Source organism: Pannonibacter sp. CBAS1226 (assembly GCF_055685825.1).
The window spans coordinates 1352674-1369800 of record NZ_JBVOUO010000001.1; the positions used below are offsets into that span (position 1 = coordinate 1352674).

Here is a 17127-nt window from a genome sequence, read left to right on the forward strand (position 1 = left end):
TTCAACCTTCCTGCGGAAGCGGCTCCTCCGCTTCCGTAACGCCGGCCTCACTGATCCGTTCCTCGATCAGGCGCCGCACCGCTGGAATCAATTCGGGATCCGCTTTCAGATGCGCGGCCTCTTCATCGACGATGGCCAGAAACAGATTGCGCTTCAGCCGCTGTTCTTCGGCCGGGGCAAGCACCCGGCTGCCGATGGAGGAGCGGACGATGCGCATCAACCGGTCCGCCGCCGTCAGCCGGCCCCAGAGATAATCATGCTCGCGCCAGGAGCGGTTGAAGAAGGCACCGAAGGTGTTGAGCGCCGATCCCTTCAGCACGAAGCCCTCATCCAGCAGGGAACTGGCGTCCCGCGGACTGATCCGGTCGATCAGCGTTTCGTTGACTTCCGAAAAATCCGTGCGCTGGAAGACGGGCAGCGTCACCAGATCATAGAAGGCAAAGCCGACATAGGCGCGCGTCAGATCCTGCCGCAGGCCCGGCACCAGATAGGTGAAGGTCATCACCGCGAAAATGTCATCCTGCAGCCGGTCGAGATCCCCCAGCCGCATGTGGGCACGGATCGCAGCAAGGGCCATCTCCATGGCCTCAGGCCCGTCATCCGTGGCAAGCACAGCCGCCAGATCGCACAAGCTCTCAGGATAGGCCGCCGCGTTCCAGCAGCGCAGCAGCATGTCGATCTGTTCGTAGAGTTCCCGCTTCAGAGCATCCAGATCATCCGGCTTCTGCACCGCCACGTCATGGCTGCGGGACTGGTAGAAGCTGTTGAGGCGCCGCACCACGAAGCGCAGGCGGCGGATGCGGTAATCAACATCAAGCCCCTTCAGCAGGCTGATCATGGCCTGCGAGGAACCGAAGTTGCCCGCCTCCATGGCCTCCGGCAGACCTGCCTTGAGGCGGGAGAGCACACCGTCCAGATCCAGCTCCGCCCCTGCCCTTGCGGCCAGTTCGCAGATCAGCCCCGCCAGCCGCTCGGCCAGCGCCTCCACCTTCAGGGTCTGATAGCTGAGATAGGCATAGCCGGCCTGCACATGGGCTGCCTCATTCGCCTTCACCCGGCAGCGGGTCAGCTCATCGATGGTCAGCGGCTGGCTGGAGGCGGCCGGCAGGATGCGCCCGACCTCCGCCTCCACCAACGGATCGGTGGCGGCAATCACCTCGGCCAGGCGCCGTGCCCGCCGGTTGCGCGCCTCGATGGCCTTGAGGTCATCGCCCACGGGTTCGTTGCGCGGGATATGGGCAAGAGAGGACAGGATCACCCGGAAGAAGCCGGGAACCGTATCATTTGCCCCGTTCGGCCCGACGCCCTTGCCGTTGAAGGGCACCGGGTCCACATAGACCAGCCGCCGGGCGACTTCGCGGGTGGCGGGCCGCTCGTCTATCGCCTCGATCACCGGGCCGAAGGGCTTGTTCATCACCACGCTGCCATCGACAAAGCAGCGCCGCTCCACATCTTCGACTGACCCGCCGATCGTGCCGCGCAGGAATTCCTCCCGCGTTTCCCAGGTCTCGCTCCGCTCTGCCAGCAGCTTGTCCATTTCCCCAACGGTTGCCGGAGGGAAAGCGCCGGGGAAGGAAGAGGTGGCGCGGGCGGCAAAGACGAGACCGGGAATGTGGCGGGGCGTAAAGCTGCTGTCCAGAACGCCCGGCATGCGGTGATGACAGGAAAAGCGCAGGATGCGCCGGTGCTCGCGCTCCTCGATGAAGGCCGGTTCATCAATGTGGATGCGCTGCCGGCGGCCGTAATAGTCGGTCAGGGTGACGAACAGCTCCAGCTTCTGTCCGCGCGGCACCAGCGTCGCCCCCTCGCGCCAGCTGGCGTCCATGGCGTGGCAGGCATCCAGCATCCAGCCGCAATAGCGCGAACCGGAAAACGGCGGGGTGAACCAGCGCGACTGGGTGAGCAACCGCAGTTTTTCCCGTGTTTCCGGGCTGTCGATCTGCGCCCTGAGGCCCGAGGTGATCAGCCGGTCGATCACCGGCGACATGCCGCTCTTGAGGTAACGGGTGATGCCGTCCTGCGGCTGCGCCAGGCGCGTCACATCGGCGTTCTCAAGCCAGAGGTCGCGGTGGGCATCGAGCGGCAGATCATGGGCAATGGCACGGGCGAGCATCACCCCGTTGACGCCACCTGCCGATGCCCCGGCAATGGCATCCACCACCACGCGGACATTCACGTCAGGCTCATAGGCCCGCAGCAGGTCGAGATAGGCGAGTGTGGACGGGGACAGGGTTCCGGCTGCCATCTCCTCCGCCGCTTCCATCGGATCGCGCGAGGCATTGAGGCTGGAAGCCTTCACGAGATTGAGGACTTCCCGGCTGACACCATGCATGTAGATGGCAAGGGAAACGCCGCCGTAGAACACGAGCGCGAGGCGGATCTCGATCTGCTTCATGGGCGAATCCCCGGACCGACAGGCCGCCAGCATCGCGCAGCCGCCCTCCGACGGCAAGGCGAAGTTAGGAGGGTGTTACCGTCTCACCCGCCGCCGCGCTCACGGCGGAGCCTCGACCAGTATTCGAGCCGCTTGCGCAACTCGCGCTCGAAGCCGCGCTCCACCGGGTCATAGAACACCTGGCGGCCCATGCTTTCGGGGAAATAGTCCTGACCGGAGAAGGCATCCGGCTGATCGTGGTCATAGGCGTAGCCGTCGCCATAGCCTTCGGACTTCATCAGCTTGGTCGGGGCGTTGAGGATATGCTTGGGCGGCAGCAGCGAGCCATGGCTCTTGGCCGCCCGTACCGCCGCCTTGTAGGCCGTATAGACCGCGTTCGACTTGGGCGCGGTCGCCAGATAGACCACGCATTGCGCCAGCGCCAGTTCGCCCTCCGGGGAGCCGAGCATCTGATAGGCATCGCGCGCCGCATTGGCCTGCGTCAGCGCCTGAGGGTCGGCAAGGCCGATATCCTCCACCGCCATGCGGATCAGGCGGCGGGCGAGATAAAGCGGGTCCTCGCCGCCATCGAGCATGCGCGCGAACCAGTAGAGCGCAGCATCGGGGTCCGAGCCGCGCACCGACTTGTGCAGGGCGGAAATCAGATTGTAGTGGCCGTCCTGGCTCTTGTCATAGATCGGCGCCCGGCGCTGGACGATCTCCTGCAGGCGCGCTGCGGTGAAGACTTCCCCCTCTCCTGCCGCACGCCAGACATCTTCTGCAAGCGTCAGGGCAGAACGGCCGTCGCCATCGGCCATGCGCATCAGCACGCCGCGCGCTTCTTCATCAAGCGGCAGCGGCTTGCCCTCCTCCTGCTCGGCCCGTGACAGCAGACGCTCCACCGCCTCCCGGTCGAGCGAGCGGAAGGTCATCACGTGCGAGCGCGACAGGAGCGCGGCATTGAGCTCGAAGGACGGGTTCTCGGTCGTCGCCCCCACCAGGGTGATGGTGCCGTCTTCCATCACCGGCAGGAAACTGTCCTGCTGGGCGCGGTTGAAGCGGTGGATCTCGTCCACGAACAGCAGCGTGCCCCGCCCGCCCATGCGCCGGACACGGGCGGCCTCAAATACTTTCTTGAGGTCGGCAACGCCGGAAAAGATCGCCGAGATCTGTTCAAAGCCCAGATCCGTTTCCGCCGCCAGCAGCCGGGCGACGGTGGTCTTGCCGGTACCCGGAGGCCCCCAGAAGATTAGCGAGCCAAGGCTGCGGTTGCGCAGCATGCGCGACAGGGTGCCATCGGGGCCCAGCAGATGGTCCTGCCCCGCCACATCCTCAAGCCGCTTCGGGCGCAGCCTGTCCGCCAGCGGGCGCGGCCCGGCGGGTTGGGAGGCAAGCATCTGCCCGGAAGCGGAAAAGAGGTCACTCATGACGGATCAACTGCATGGTCAGCCGCGCAGGGCCAGACGTGTCGTCTCCCCGCCCCGCTTGATATCGAGAAGCCAGAACCTTGCAGGGCGGCGCAGCATCCGGTCAAGCTCTGCTGTGGTGGTGACCTTCTGTTCGTTCACACCTACGATGATATCCCCCGGCCGCAAGCCCACCCGGTTGGCAGGCGAGCCCTGTGCCACTTCGCTGATCACGACGCCCTCGTCCATGGTGTCGAGGCGCAGTTCATCCGAGACGGCCGGGGAAAGATTCAGCACGGTCGCGCCCGCAAAAGGCGAATAGGCCTCGATCTGGCGGGCATCGCGCGCCGGAGTTTCGGGCGCGGCCGTCAGCGGCACATCGGCTTGCAATTCCGATCCGTTGCGCAGGAAGGTGAATTTCGCCGCACCGCCCAGCTGCCGGGTGGCAAAACGGTAGCCGAAGGAATCAGGGTCGAGCACTTCGGCCCCATCCACCGCCGTCACAAGATCACCGACCTTCAGCCCCGCCGTGTCTGCCGGGGAGCCCGGGAACACCTTGGTGACCAGCACGCCGCGCGGCCGGTCGAGGCCAAGGGCTTCGGCAATTTCCGCCCCAACCACCTGAACCGTCGCCCCCAGCCAGGGCCGCTGCACCTTGCCGGACGTCTGCGCCGATGTGGCGACGAAGCTCACCATATTGGCGGGGATCGCGAAGCCGATGCCGATGGAACCGCCGGAACGGGAGAAAATCGCGGTGTTGATGCCGACCAGCCGTCCGTGCATGTCGACCAGCGCGCCGCCCGAGTTGCCCGGGTTGATGGCGGCATCGGTCTGGATGAAGAACTGATAGTCGGTCACGCCCACCTGCGTGCGGGCCAGAGCCGAGACGATGCCCTGCGTCACCGTCTGGCCGACACCGAAGGGATTGCCGATTGCCAGCACCATGTCACCGACTTCCAGCCCGTCCGAATCGGCAAATTCAACCGTCGGGAAATTGCCGCCTTCACGGATCTTCAGCACGGCCAGATCCGTCCTCTCGTCCTTGAGGATGATGTCGGCATCGAACTCGCGCCGGTCGCTGAGTGCCACGCGCACCTCGTCGGCATTCTCGATGACGTGATTGTTGGTGATGATGATGCCTTCGGGGGCAATGATCACACCGGACCCGAGGGAAGACTGCACCCGCCTGCGCTGGCCGCCCGGAGCGTTGTCGGGCACACCGAAGAAACGGCGGAAGAAGGGATCATCCAGAAAGGGCGAAACCTGCCGCTGTTCCACCATGCGCGTCGCATAGACGTTGACGACTGCAGGCGCCACCTTCTTCACGACCGGGGCAAAGGACAGCGTCACTTCCGCTTCACTCTTTGGAACCTGCCGTTCTTGGGCAATGGCGGTGCCGGCAGCGCCGGGCACGGCAATGGCCCCCAGAATCAGGGTGCAAGCCAGCAAGCGGGTGAAACAGGCCCGAAGGCTGTGGCCCGCGAACGGGGCATGGCTGTGGGACAAGGCCATCATCAAAGCTCCCTCAAAATGCAGAATCCGGCCCGAAGGCCGGATTCGATACATGCCAGATAGGAAGCCTGTCCCGCAATGCCAAGCCTTGCAGCCCGGCATTGCAGTCTGACCGGCTCAGGCCGAGCGGACCTGCGACAGGAAGGAGCGGACCTCCTCGTCGAGGTGGCGGGCCTGGCTGGTCAGTTCGCTGGCCGAGGCCACGAAGCCATCGGCAGCGGTGCCGGTGCGCTCGGTCACGTCGTTCACGCGGCGGATGTTGCTCGTCACCTCTTCGGTGCCGCGCGCTGCACGCTGCGTGTTGTCGGCGATGCCCTGCGTTGCGGCGCTCTGCTCCTCGACAGCGGAAGACACCTCGGTCACCGACATGGTGATCTCACCGATGGTCTCCTGGATCTCGGCGATTGCGGCGACGGCATCATCCGTGGCGCTGCGGATCGCGTCGATCTGCTGCTGGATTTCGCCGGTTGCCTTGCCGGTCTGCGAGGCAAGTTCCTTCACTTCCGATGCCACGACCGCAAAGCCGCGGCCGGCCTCGCCTGCACGCGCCGCCTCGATGGTGGCGTTGAGGGCAAGGAGGTTGGTCTGATCGGCGATATCGGAGATCAGCGTCACCACCTCACCGATGCGGTTGGCAGCTTCCGCCAGCGACCGCACGGTGGTGTTGGTGGCCTGAGCACGGATCGTTGCCGTCTGGGCCACGCTGGACGAGCGGGCGATCAGTTCGGAGATCTGGCGGATCGAGCTCGACAGCTGGTCCGAAGCCGAAGCGATCGACTGCACTTCTTCCATGGCCTGGTTGGACATGTCAGCCGCACGAGACGCGCTGTCGCCAGCCGACTGCGTCATTTCCTGCACTTCGCGGGCCGCGGACTGCAGGCTCTGCGCCGAACGGGAGACGGTTTCCACCACGCGGCCAACGGATGCCTCGAATTCGGCAGCCAGACCTGAGAGCATTTCCTTGCGCTGTTCAGCCTGCGAGCGGGCGGCAATCGCCTCTTCCTGCGCACGGCGCTCCTGCTCGGCAGCCGCATTCTCGCGGATCTGCAGAACCGCGCGGCCGATCTCACCGATTTCATCACCGCGGCGGGCCGCAGAAATGTCCTGCGACAGGTTGCCGTTGGCAATGGAGGTCAGGGCCTGAACGAGCACCTGCAGCGGCTTGGTGATGGTGCGGGAGAACAACAGGGCCACGACCGCCACGATACCCAGCGTGATCAGCGTCAGCATGATCATCCGGTCACGCATGGCCGTGACGGCACTCAGCGTTTCTTCAACGGTCTTGTCCGCCACAACGGCATAGGTCTGGCCCATGAAGTTGATCGGTTCGGCGAGAACCATGCGGTCCAGCCCATCCTTGCCGGTCACCACGCCGGTGGATCCTCCCCCGCGCAGGGCGTCCTCAATCGGCTTGCCAGAAACCTGGAACTTGAGGGCGGTCGGATAGTCCAGGGCCGGCATCGTCGTCAGCACCATGCCGCCCTGCGCGACCAGATAGGTCTGACCCGTTTCGCCAAGGCCCTTCCGGTCGGCCAGAACCTTGTCCAGCATCGGAGAGGTCACGCGCATGGCGATGACACCCAGATACTTGCTCTCGCCAAACTCGTTCACATAGACGGGCTGTGCGAGGAACATCGACGGGATGGCATCGGCGCCATATTCACTGAAGCCGGTTGCCACCTGAGTGCCTGCGGGCTGGCCCGCAGCCAGCTTGAACGCCTCGCCCAGACCGGTCGCGGCCAGCGAACCGTCGGTGACGGACTGAAGGAAGTCGTCGCCCTTGGTCACGGAATAGAGAACGAGGCCGTCATTGGTGATGCCGTAGATATCGCCGTAGCCGCCAGCCTTCCAGGCCGACAGGAACGAGCCATGCAGCTCGCCATGGCGCCAGGAATACATGGTCTTGTTGGTCTTGCCGTTCAGTTCGGCACGATCGGCGGCGGCGCTGCCGGCAGCCTGATAGTAGCTGCGGATCGAATCCATATCCGTGGTCAGATTCGCACGCGTGCTCGCCAGATCCTTCATGACCAGGGTCGCCGCAGCGCCCGAGGCCAGATTGGACAGATCCGACTGAATACCATCGAGCTTGGCGGACAGCAGAGCGTGACGGGACTGAACCATCAGGCTGAGCTCGGAAACGCCCGCCTTTTCAAGGCCGTCGCGGCCGGTTGTATAACCGATCACCCCAACCACTGCACAGGAAACCAATGCAAGGCCAACAGTGACGGCAGGTATAATCGTGGAAAGACGTAAAAAGCCCCGGCTCTTGACGCCGGCATTCTGACTTCCGCTCATAGCGCACCCAGCTCCATGGAAAGGAAAAGTGGACGCAGCATCTCCTTAATGATCTTAAGAACAAGATAATTTTGACAAGTGATCTGAGCAGACACACAAATTCAGCAGAAAATATCGACAAAAAGCAAAAGGCGGGCACAGGGCCCGCCTTTCACGTTTTTTATACTTCCGAAACCTTACGCTGCGTTTTCAGCAGCCTGTTCCGCTTCGTGACGGGCACGGTCGGCAGCGCCGCGTGCAGACATGTCACGGTCAACCAGCTCGATCACAGCCATCGGTGCGCTGTCGCCGTAACGGAAGCCAGCCTTGACCACGCGGGTGTAGCCACCGTTGCGCTCCTTGTAACGGCTGGCGAGCACGTCAAACAGCTTGCGGACCATGGCAACGTCACGAACCTGCGAGATCGCCTGACGGCGGGCATGCAGGTCGCCGCGCTTGCCGAGGGTGACAAGCTTGTCCATGATCGGCTTCATTTCCTTGGCCTTCGGCAGCGTCGTGACGATGGCTTCGTGTTCAATCAGCGAGGCCGCCATGTTGGCGAACATCGCAGTACGGTGGCTCGTGGTGCGGCCGAGCTTGCGGCCGGATTTACCGTGGCGCATGGCCTTCTCCTTTAGACGTTAAGCGGGCATCCTCTGCGGGACTGCCGCCCTGTTGTTCTGCCAGGGGCGAAACCGCCCCTTAGTACTGATGGTCCTCGTAGCGCTTGGCGAGGTCCTCGATGTTCTCCGGCGGCCAGTTGGCCACGTCCATGCCCAGATGCAGACCCATCTGTGCGAGAACTTCCTTGATCTCGTTAAGCGACTTGCGGCCGAAGTTCGGCGTGCGGAGCATTTCCGCCTCGGTCTTCTGGATGAGATCGCCGATATAAACGATGTTGTCGTTCTTCAGGCAGTTTGCCGAACGAACGGACAGCTCGAGCTCGTCGACCTTCTTGAGAAGGGCCGGGTTGAATGCCAGTTCCGGAACGCTGTCTTCTGCAATCTCGCGCTTCGGCTCTTCGAAGTTGACGAAGATCGAAAGCTGGTCCTGCAGAATGCGTGCCGCGTAAGCCACCGCATCTTCCGGCTTCACCGAACCATCGGTTTCGACCGTCAGCGTCAGCTTGTCATAGTCAAGAACCTGGCCTTCACGGGTGTTTTCCACCTTGTAGGACACTTTCTTGACCGGGGAGTACAGGCTGTCGACCGGGATCAGACCAATCGGAGCGTCCTCAGGACGGTTCCGCTCGGCTGCCACGTAGCCCTTGCCGGTGTTGACCGTAAACTCCATGCGGATTTCCGCGCCCTCATCGAGGGTGCAGAGCACGAGTTCCGGGTTCAGCACTTCAACGTCGCCAACCGTCTGGATGTCACCAGCGGTCACGACGCCAGGACCCTGCTTGCGCACAACCATGCGCTTGGGCCCCTCGCCTTCCATGCGGATCGCGATTTCCTTGATGTTCAGGATGATGTCCGTCACATCTTCGCGCACGCCCGGAATGGACGAGAATTCGTGCAGAACGCCGTCGATCTGCACAGCCGTTACAGCAGCACCCTGCAGCGAGGACAGCAGGATGCGGCGCAGGGCGTTGCCGAGCGTGAGGCCATAGCCGCGCTCAAGCGGCTCGGCGACCACGGTGCCGGTCGTGCGCGGGTTCTCACCCGGCTTCACTTCCAGCTTGTTCGGCTTGATCAGCTCTTGCCAGTTCTTCTGAATCGTCACGTTCTTACCTCGTCGGCTGTCCCGCCGGAGCTCGCCGGCCATTCTTCGCCATTGGAGGAAACCAGGTATCTGAAAGTCAAAAGACCTCAGACGCGGCGGCGCTTGCGCGGACGGCACCCGTTGTGCGGGATCGGCGTCACATCGCGGATCGACGTGATGAGGAAGCCGGCAGCCTGCAGGGCGCGCAGAGCCGATTCACGGCCCGAACCGGGACCACGAACTTCGACTTCGAGCGTGCGCATGCCATGCTCGGAAGCCTTGCGGGCTGCGTCTTCTGCAGCAACCTGAGCTGCGTACGGGGTCGACTTACGCGAACCCTTGAAGCCGAGAGCACCAGCGGACGACCAGGAAATCGCATTTCCCTGCGCGTCGGTGATGGTGATCATGGTGTTGTTGAACGTGGAGTTCACGTGTGCCACGCCAGAAGAGATGTTCTTGCGTTCGCGGCGGCGCACGCGTGTCGTGTCCTTAGCCATTCTTGATTCCTTGGTTTGATCTCTGCACCGCCGTAATACCGGCGGCTACACCAGCCGATGAGGCAGATTACTTCTTCTTGCCAGCGATCGGCTTTGCCGGGCCCTTGCGGGTCCGCGCATTCGTATGGGTGCGCTGGCCACGGACCGGCAGGCCGCGGCGGTGACGCAGGCCGCGGTAGCAGCCAAGGTCCATCAGGCGCTTGATGTTCATCGCGGTCTCGCGGCGCAGGTCACCTTCCACGAGGTAGTCGCGGTCGATGGTCTCGCGGATCGCCAGCACTTCGGCGTCAGACAGCTGATTCACGCGGCGCTCCGGCGCAATGTTCACCTTTTCGATGATTTCCTGCGCGAACTTGGCACCAATGCCGTGAATGTACTGAAGCGCGATGACAACGCGCTTGTTCGTCGGGATGTTAACGCCAGCAATACGTGCCACGTGCGTCTCCATATCTTGCGGCTTGTAAGCCGCGGTTGCATTTCCCCGCGTCCGGTGGAGCCCGGCCCTTGCGGGAGTTTGTTGGCTGGCTTTGACCAGCACAGAATGTGCCGGCCCCGGTGTTTCCGGGATCGGCACATAATCTTGAGGATTAGAGCGCGGTGTTTACCGGCTCTCAACCCGTTCGTCAAGCTTCGAAAGAACGGCAGCAATGGCAGCCGTCACATCATCGATCGGCTGCATGCCATCGATGACCGTGAGAAGACCGTTCTTCTCGTAGTAGGGAATGACCACGGCCGTATCGCGGTTATAGGCTTCAAGACGCTGCTTGAAGACTTCCGGATCATCATCCTTGCGGACCGGCTGGCCGGCGGCCTTGGCCTCTTCCGCACGGTTGATGATTCGCGACACGAGCCTGGACTGGTCCACCCGCAGCTCGATCACCGCATCGAGACCGATGCGGTTTTCTGCGAGCATCTGGTCCAGAGCCTCGGCCTGGGCCAGCGTGCGCGGGAAGCCGTCGAGGATGAACCCCTTCTGTGCGTCCGCTTCACCAATCCGGTCACGGATGATGCCGACAACGATCTCGTCGGAGACGAGTCCGCCAGCGTCCATCACCGCCTTGGCTTTGAGGCCAACCTCGGTTCCGGCTGCGACGGCGGCACGAAGCATGTCGCCGGTCGACAGTTGCGGAATGCCATGTTTGGCAACAAGCCGGGCCGCCTGAGTACCCTTCCCTGCACCGGGAGGTCCGACCAGAATCAACCTCATCTACGCTTCCCCCTGAGCTTTGCTTTCTTCACCAGTCCCTCGTACTGGTGCGCAAGCAGATGGCCCTGGATCTGGGAAACGGTATCCATCGTGACGCTCACAACGATCAGCAGCGAGGTTCCTCCGAAATAGAACGGAACGCCCGTCGCGGAAATGAGGAATTCGGGTAATAGGCAGACCGCCGTGATGTAGATGGCGCCCAGTACCGTAATGCGGGTCAGCACATGGTCAATGAATTGAGCCGTACGCTCGCCCGGACGAATTCCCGGAATGAATCCGCCGTGCCGCTTCAGATTGTCCGCCGTTTCCGACGGGCTGAACACGATGGCCGTGTAGAAGAAGCAGAAGAACACGATCATTGCCGCGTAGAAGATCATGTACAGCGGCTGTCCATGACCAAGCAGCGTCGTCACCGTCGTCAGCCAGGCCGGACCGCTGCCCGCGGAGAACCCGGCAATGGTTGCCGGAATGAGCAGAAGCGACGAGGCGAAGATCGGCGGGATGACGCCCGCGGTGTTGAGCTTGAGGGGCAGGAACGACGTGTTGCCCTCAAACATCTTGTTGCCAACCTGGCGCTTCGGATACTGGATCAGAAGCCGGCGCTGCGCCCGCTCCATGAACACGATCAGCGCAATGACGCCGATTGCCAGAATGAGAAGCACGGGAATGAGCCAGCCCGCGATGGCGTCCTGACGGCCCAGCTCGAACAGCGATACGAGCGCTGTCGGCAGACCGGCCACGATGCCGGCGAAGATGATCAGCGAAATGCCGTTACCGATGCCGCGCGAGGTGATCTGCTCACCCAGCCACATCAGGAACATGGTGCCGCCCGTCAGGCTGAGAACAGCGGAAAGACGGAAGAACCAGCCCGGATCGGTCACCACATTGGCCGAACCCTCAAGCCCGACCGCAATGCCGTAGGACTGCGCAATCGCCAGAAGCACCGTGCCGTAGCGGGTGTACTGGTTGATGACCTTGCGGCCCTGCTCCCCTTCCTTCTTCAGCGCCTCGAGCGTCGGAACGACGGTCGTCATCAGCTGCATGATGATGGAAGCGGAGATATAGGGCATGATGCCCAGGGCAAAGATCGCCATACGCTCGACGGCACCGCCGGCGAACATGTTGAACATGCCGATCACACCAGACTGAGCCTGGCTGAAGGCCTGTGCAAAAGCGGCCGGATTGATCCCGGGCAGCGGGATGTAAGTGCCGAACCGATAAACCAAAAGCGCCCCCAGCGTGAACCAGATGCGCTTCTTGAGTTCTTCAGCCTTCGCGAAAGCCGAGAAATTGAGATTTGATGCCAGCTGTTCGGCAGCGGATGCCATGCCGTTCTCCGGAGGTTGCTGTCCGAGAAAAAGGGCGAAGCCCAGGCCTATTCGGCCTGAGCTCCGAGGATCACGACCTTGCCGCCGGCCTTCTCGACAGCCTCGACAGCCGTCTTGGAAGCGCCAGCAACTTCGAAGGTCACTGCGGCCTTCAGCTCGCCATCGGCCAGGAGGCGGACGCCGTCCTTGACGCGCTTGACGATGCCGGCAGCCTTGAGAGCCTCAACCGTGATCGAAGCCTTGGCATCCAGCTTGCCCTCGTCGAGAGCAACCTGCACGCGGCCGAGCGACACGATGTTGAAGTCCTTGGCAAAGATGTTGGTGAAACCGCGCTTCGGCAGGCGGCGATGCAGCGGCATCTGACCACCTTCAAAGCCCTTGATCGCCACGCCGGAACGGGACTTCTGACCCTTCACGCCGCGGCCACCAGTCTTGCCCTTGCCAGAGCCGATACCGCGGCCAACGCGGGTACGGTCCTTAACGGAACCAGGATTGTCCCGCAGGTCATTGAGCTTCATAGTCTTCTCTCCTGCCCTCACGCTTCGTCAACGATGCGGACGAGGTGCGGAAGCTTGCGGATCATGCCGCGCACTTCCGGAGTGTCCTTGAGCGTCGAGCGGCGGTGCATCTTGTTCAGGCCGAGGCCGATCAAGGTTGCCTGCTGCTCCTTGGGACGGCGCAGCGGGCTGCCGATCTGCTCGACCGTTACGGTCTTTTCGGTGTTCGCCATGGAACTACCCCTCGTTCAACTGGTTACCGGGGTGCCGGGCTTCAAGCCTCGGCACCTGCCGGAACCGTTTCGTCGTTGTCGCGGCGGCGGCCCTGAAGCACCGAGACCTTGAGGCCGCGACGGGCCGCGACAGCACGCGGGCTGTCTTCCTTGGTCAGGGCGGCAAAGGTTGCGCGCACCATGTTGTACGGGTTCGAGGAGCCAAGCGACTTGGCAACCACGTCCTGGACGCCGAGCGTCTCGAACACGGCGCGCATCGGGCCACCCGCGATGATACCGGTACCAGCCGGAGCTGCACGCAGAATCACCTTGCCGGCGCCATGACGGCCCTCGACATCGTGATGCAGCGTACGGCCCTCGCGCAGCGGCACGCGAACCATAGCACGCTTGGCAGCTTCCGTTGCCTTGCGGATCGCTTCCGGCACTTCGCGAGCCTTGCCGTGGCCGAAGCCGACGCGGCCCTTCTGGTCACCCACGACGACGAGCGCGGCAAAGCCGAAACGACGGCCACCCTTGACCACCTTCGCGACGCGGTTGATGTGTACGAGCTTGTCGACGAACTCGCTGTCGCGCTCTTCGCGATCGCGCTCCCGTGTGTCCTGTCTCGCCATATTATTCGTCTTCCGTTCTTCAGAGCGCCAAGCGCTGGTCAGAATTCAAGTCCGCCCTCGCGGGCTGCATCTGCAAGCGCCTTGATGCGCCCGTGATACATGTACCCGCCACGGTCGAACACGACCTGCTTGACGCCAGCGGCCACAGCGCGCTCGGCGACAAGCTTGCCGACAGCTGCAGCCGCAGCCACATCGGCGCCCGTCTTCAATGCGCCCCGCACGTCCTTTTCAAGCGTGGAGGCAGAGGCAATGGTATGCCCCTTGGCGTCGTCGATGATCTGGGCATAGATCTGCTTCGACGAGCGGAATACGGAAAGGCGCGGACGACCGTTCGCCACCTTCTTGATCGAACGGCGCACGCGGTCGCGACGACGCTCGAAAGCAGTTTTGCTGTTCGCCATGATCCGGGTCCGTTACTTCTTCTTGCCTTCTTTGCGAACGATGAACTCGCCCGCATAGCGAATGCCCTTGCCCTTGTACGGCTCGGGGCCACGGTATTCGCGGATGTTAGCCGCGACCTGACCGACGACCTGCTTGTCGATGCCGGAGATAAGAATCTCGGTCGGCTTCGGGCACTTGACTTCAATTCCCTCCGGGACCTCGTAAACGACGTCGTGGGAGAAGCCAAGGGCGAGCTGGACATTGCGGCCCTGCATCTGAGCACGGTAACCCACACCGGTGATCTCGAGCTTGCGTTCGAAGCCCTGGCTCACGCCGGTGATCAGGTTCTGGATCATGGTCCGGGTCATGCCCCACATGGAGCGTGCCGGCTTGCTGTCATTACGGGGATCAACCTGGATCCCGGCATCCGTCATTTCGGCGAGCACCAGATCGTTGAGCACGAAGGACAGCTGGCCCTTCGGTCCCTTGACCTCGATGGTGCGGCCGTTGATCGTTGCCGTTACCCCGCTCGGCACGGGGACTGGCTTTTTGCCAATACGAGACATCTGATCAACCTTGTCACATAAATAGGAAGGTCACTGCCGCGTCAGAAGACGCGGCAGAGCACTTCACCACCAACATTCTCATCCCGCGCCTGATGGTCGCTCATGACACCACGGGGCGTCGACAGGATCGACACACCAAGGCCATTCGCGACATGCGGAATGTTCTTTACCGACGAGTACACGCGGCGGCCCGGCTTGGAGATACGTTCGATCTCACGAATCACCGGTACACCATCGAAATACTTCAGTTCGATCTCAAGCTCGGACTTGCCGTCCTCGAATTCGACCGTCGTGTAGCCACGGATGTAACCTTCCTTGGCCAAAACATCAAGCACATGCGCACGCAGCTTCGAATGAGGTGAGGACACCTTGTTCTTGCGGCGCAGCTGCGCGTTCCGGATGCGGGTGAGCATATCACCCAACGGATCGGAAATTGCCATCGCAGCCTCTCCTTACCAGCTCGACTTGACCAGGCCCGGGATCTTACCCAGGGAGCCCAGCTCACGCAGCGCAACGCGCGACATCTTCAGCTTGCGGTAGAAGCCGCGCGGACGGCCGGTGACTTCACACCGGTTGCGCACGCGGTTCGGTGCCGAATTGCGCGGCAGGGCCGCGAGCTTCAGACGGGCGGCGAAACGCTCTTCCAGAGACAGCGTTTCATCCTTGGCTGCGGCCTTGAGAGCAGCACGCTTTGCAGCGTACTTCAGCACAAGGCGCTCGCGCCGCTTGTTCTTCTCGATCGCGCTCTTCTTCGCCATCGTTTTTCCTCGTTCCTTTCCCGTATATCCGCGTTACTTGCGGAACGGGAAGTTGAACGCGCGCAGCAGTTCGCGCGCCTCTTCATCGGTGTTGGCCGTGGTGCACACGACCACGTCCATACCCCAAATCTGGTCGACCTTGTCGTACTCGATTTCGGGGAAAACGATGTGTTCCTTAATGCCCATGGCGTAGTTGCCACGGCCATCGAAGCTCTTCGGGTTCAGACCGCGGAAGTCACGAACGCGCGGAAGCGCGATGGTGATCAGACGGTCGAGAAACTCGAACATCTGTTCGCGGCGCAGCGTCACCTTGGCGCCGAGGGGCATGCCCTCACGCACCTTGAAGGTGGCGATGGAGTTCGCAGCCTTGGTGATCACCGGCTTCTGACCGGCGATGAGCGCCAGGTCGTCCGCAGCGATGCGCACCTTCTTGCTGTCTGCAACTGCCTCACCGACGCCCATGTTGAGAACAACCTTCTCAAGCTTGGGGATCTGCATCGGGTTGGTGTAGTTGAACTTTTCCTGCAGCTGCTTGCGCACCACTTCATCGTAGTGCGTCTTGAACCGCGGCACGTAGGTCTCAGCCATCGATCAGGTCTCCCGAACGCTTGGCCACACGGACCTTGCGGCCGTCTTCCTGCACCTTGAACCCGACGCGAGTCGGCTTGCCATCCTTCGGATCGGCTACAGCCAGGTTGGAAACGTGGATCGGGGCTTCCTTTGCCACGATGCCTGCTTCCTGGGTCTGCGTCTGGCGCTGGTGGCGGCGAACGACGTTGATGCCGCGCACGAGAGCCTTGTTGTCCGTCGGCAGCATCTGCAGCACTTCGCCGGTCTTGCCCTTGTCACGACCGGCGAGCACGACAACCGTGTCGCCTTTTTTAATTTTCGCAGCCATCAGAGCACCTCCGGCGCGAGCGAAATGATCTTCATGTGGTTCTTTGCACGGAGCTCGCGCGGCACCGGCCCAAAGATACGGGTGCCGATCGGCTCCTTGTTGTTGTTGACCAGGACCGCCGCATTGCGGTCGAACCGGATCACGCTGCCGTCGGGACGGCGAATGTCCTTCGCCGTACGCACGACGACCGCCTTCATCACGTCGCCCTTCTTGACGCGGCCGCGCGGGATAGCTTCCTTGATGCTGACGACGATGATGTCGCCAACGCGGGCATACTTCCGCTTCGAGCCGCCGAGCACCTTGATGCACATGACACGACGGGCGCCGGAATTATCCGCCACGTCGAGGTTTGTTTGCATCTGAATCATGACTTGGCCGCCTTGTTCTCTCTACGGCGCACCTGCCACGGGCGCCGGATGCTCAACAGAGCCGTGGTCTCAGGAGACCACGGTCCAACGTTTGGTCTTGGAGATCGGCGCGCACTCTTCGATCTGAACCGTGTCGCCGACCTGGTACTTGTTCGCTTCGTCATGCGCCCGGTACTTCTTGGACCGGCGCACCGTCTTCTTGAGCAGCGGGTGAGTGAAGCGACGCTCCACCTTCACCGTCACCGTCTTGTCATTCGCGTTGCTGACCACGGTGCCCTGCAAAATGCGTTTCGGCATTGAGGCCTCCTTACGCGGTTGCGGTCATGCGCTTATCGCGCATGATCGTCTGGATCCGGGCGATATCCCGGCGGATCTGCCGGAAACGACCAGTGTTTTCGAGCTGACCGGTGGCCTTCTGAAAGCGCAGGTTGAACTGCTCCTTCTTCAGTGCCTCGAGTTCCGTACGGAGCTCGTCGAGGGTCTTTGCCCTTACATCATTTGCCTTCATGGCTC

The 17127-nt window shown here is 62.5% G+C and carries 22 protein-coding genes; all 22 read right to left on the reverse strand.

Features of this window, described 5'->3' with window-relative positions; translation table 11 throughout:
* Window position 1 precedes the first annotated feature (1 nt).
* Window positions 2–2395, reverse strand: a complete 2394-nt coding sequence (locus AC0CMF_RS06135) for a patatin-like protein (protein WP_374629324.1) — start codon at window positions 2393–2395, stop codon at window positions 2–4.
* Window positions 2396–2478: 83 nt separating this feature from the next.
* A complete protein-coding gene (locus AC0CMF_RS06140) occupies window positions 2479–3801 on the reverse strand; it encodes a replication-associated recombination protein A (protein WP_472481228.1) in 1323 nt (440 codons plus the stop codon).
* An 18-nt stretch (window positions 3802–3819) separates the two neighbouring features.
* Entirely contained in the window at window positions 3820–5295 is a 1476-nt protein-coding gene (locus tag AC0CMF_RS06145) for a DegQ family serine endoprotease (protein ID WP_374629326.1), read from the reverse strand.
* 114 nt (window positions 5296–5409) lie between these two features.
* Window positions 5410–7476 carry a methyl-accepting chemotaxis protein gene (locus tag AC0CMF_RS06150; RefSeq protein WP_208977386.1) on the reverse strand — a complete coding sequence of 689 codons (2067 nt, stop codon included), beginning with the start codon at window positions 7474–7476 and terminating at the stop codon, window positions 5410–5412.
* A gap of 287 nt (window positions 7477–7763) precedes the next feature.
* Window positions 7764–8189, reverse strand: coding sequence for a 50S ribosomal protein L17 (rplQ, locus tag AC0CMF_RS06155; RefSeq protein WP_026355984.1), 426 nt, complete (start codon window positions 8187–8189; stop codon window positions 7764–7766).
* A gap of 79 nt (window positions 8190–8268) precedes the next feature.
* A complete protein-coding gene (locus AC0CMF_RS06160; protein ID WP_019965848.1) occupies window positions 8269–9333 on the reverse strand; it encodes a DNA-directed RNA polymerase subunit alpha in 1065 nt (354 codons plus the stop codon).
* A 44-nt stretch (window positions 9334–9377) separates the two neighbouring features.
* The gene (rpsK, locus tag AC0CMF_RS06165) at window positions 9378–9767 is read right to left on the reverse strand and encodes a 30S ribosomal protein S11 (RefSeq protein WP_019965849.1); all 390 of its coding nucleotides are present in this window, start codon (window positions 9765–9767) and stop codon (window positions 9378–9380) included.
* Window positions 9768–9834: 67 nt separating this feature from the next.
* The gene (rpsM, locus tag AC0CMF_RS06170) at window positions 9835–10203 is read right to left on the reverse strand and encodes a 30S ribosomal protein S13 (protein ID WP_026355986.1); all 369 of its coding nucleotides are present in this window, start codon (window positions 10201–10203) and stop codon (window positions 9835–9837) included.
* 165 nt (window positions 10204–10368) lie between these two features.
* Window positions 10369–10974, reverse strand: coding sequence for an adenylate kinase (locus AC0CMF_RS06175; RefSeq protein ID WP_050474673.1), 606 nt, complete (start codon window positions 10972–10974; stop codon window positions 10369–10371).
* Window positions 10971–12302, reverse strand: a complete 1332-nt coding sequence (gene secY / locus AC0CMF_RS06180) for a preprotein translocase subunit SecY (RefSeq protein ID WP_050474672.1) — start codon at window positions 12300–12302, stop codon at window positions 10971–10973. Before secY ends, AC0CMF_RS06175 begins: the two co-directional genes overlap by 4 nt.
* A gap of 47 nt (window positions 12303–12349) precedes the next feature.
* Window positions 12350–12820 carry a 50S ribosomal protein L15 gene (rplO, locus tag AC0CMF_RS06185; protein WP_050474671.1) on the reverse strand — a complete coding sequence of 157 codons (471 nt, stop codon included), beginning with the start codon at window positions 12818–12820 and terminating at the stop codon, window positions 12350–12352.
* A 17-nt stretch (window positions 12821–12837) separates the two neighbouring features.
* Entirely contained in the window at window positions 12838–13032 is a 195-nt protein-coding gene (gene rpmD / locus AC0CMF_RS06190) for a 50S ribosomal protein L30 (protein ID WP_019965854.1), read from the reverse strand.
* Between the two features lie 41 nt (window positions 13033–13073).
* Complete coding sequence (gene rpsE, locus AC0CMF_RS06195; protein WP_019965855.1) at window positions 13074–13643, reverse strand: 30S ribosomal protein S5; 570 nt, start codon at window positions 13641–13643, stop codon at window positions 13074–13076.
* Between the two features lie 38 nt (window positions 13644–13681).
* Window positions 13682–14044, reverse strand: a complete 363-nt coding sequence (gene rplR / locus AC0CMF_RS06200; RefSeq protein WP_019965856.1) for a 50S ribosomal protein L18 — start codon at window positions 14042–14044, stop codon at window positions 13682–13684.
* Between the two features lie 12 nt (window positions 14045–14056).
* Window positions 14057–14590: a 50S ribosomal protein L6 gene (rplF, locus tag AC0CMF_RS06205; protein WP_026355988.1), complete on the reverse strand. Its 534-nt coding sequence runs from the start codon at window positions 14588–14590 to the stop codon at window positions 14057–14059.
* 41 nt (window positions 14591–14631) lie between these two features.
* Window positions 14632–15030, reverse strand: a complete 399-nt coding sequence (gene rpsH, locus AC0CMF_RS06210; RefSeq protein ID WP_019965858.1) for a 30S ribosomal protein S8 — start codon at window positions 15028–15030, stop codon at window positions 14632–14634.
* A gap of 12 nt (window positions 15031–15042) precedes the next feature.
* Entirely contained in the window at window positions 15043–15348 is a 306-nt protein-coding gene (gene rpsN / locus AC0CMF_RS06215) for a 30S ribosomal protein S14 (RefSeq protein WP_019965859.1), read from the reverse strand.
* A gap of 33 nt (window positions 15349–15381) precedes the next feature.
* Entirely contained in the window at window positions 15382–15936 is a 555-nt protein-coding gene (gene rplE, locus AC0CMF_RS06220) for a 50S ribosomal protein L5 (protein ID WP_050474670.1), read from the reverse strand.
* Window positions 15929–16246 (reverse strand): 50S ribosomal protein L24, encoded by a 318-nt coding sequence (gene rplX / locus AC0CMF_RS06225; RefSeq protein WP_019965861.1) that lies wholly within the window; start codon window positions 16244–16246, stop codon window positions 15929–15931. The genes rplE and rplX overlap by 8 nt, the downstream gene beginning before the upstream one ends.
* Window positions 16246–16614, reverse strand: a complete 369-nt coding sequence (gene rplN, locus AC0CMF_RS06230) for a 50S ribosomal protein L14 (RefSeq protein WP_013652493.1) — start codon at window positions 16612–16614, stop codon at window positions 16246–16248. The genes rplX and rplN overlap by 1 nt, the downstream gene beginning before the upstream one ends.
* Window positions 16615–16683: 69 nt before the next feature.
* Window positions 16684–16911: a 30S ribosomal protein S17 gene (gene rpsQ / locus AC0CMF_RS06235; protein ID WP_019965862.1), complete on the reverse strand. Its 228-nt coding sequence runs from the start codon at window positions 16909–16911 to the stop codon at window positions 16684–16686.
* Between the two features lie 10 nt (window positions 16912–16921).
* Window positions 16922–17122, reverse strand: a complete 201-nt coding sequence (gene rpmC / locus AC0CMF_RS06240; protein ID WP_019965863.1) for a 50S ribosomal protein L29 — start codon at window positions 17120–17122, stop codon at window positions 16922–16924.
* Window positions 17123–17127 lie beyond the last annotated feature (5 nt).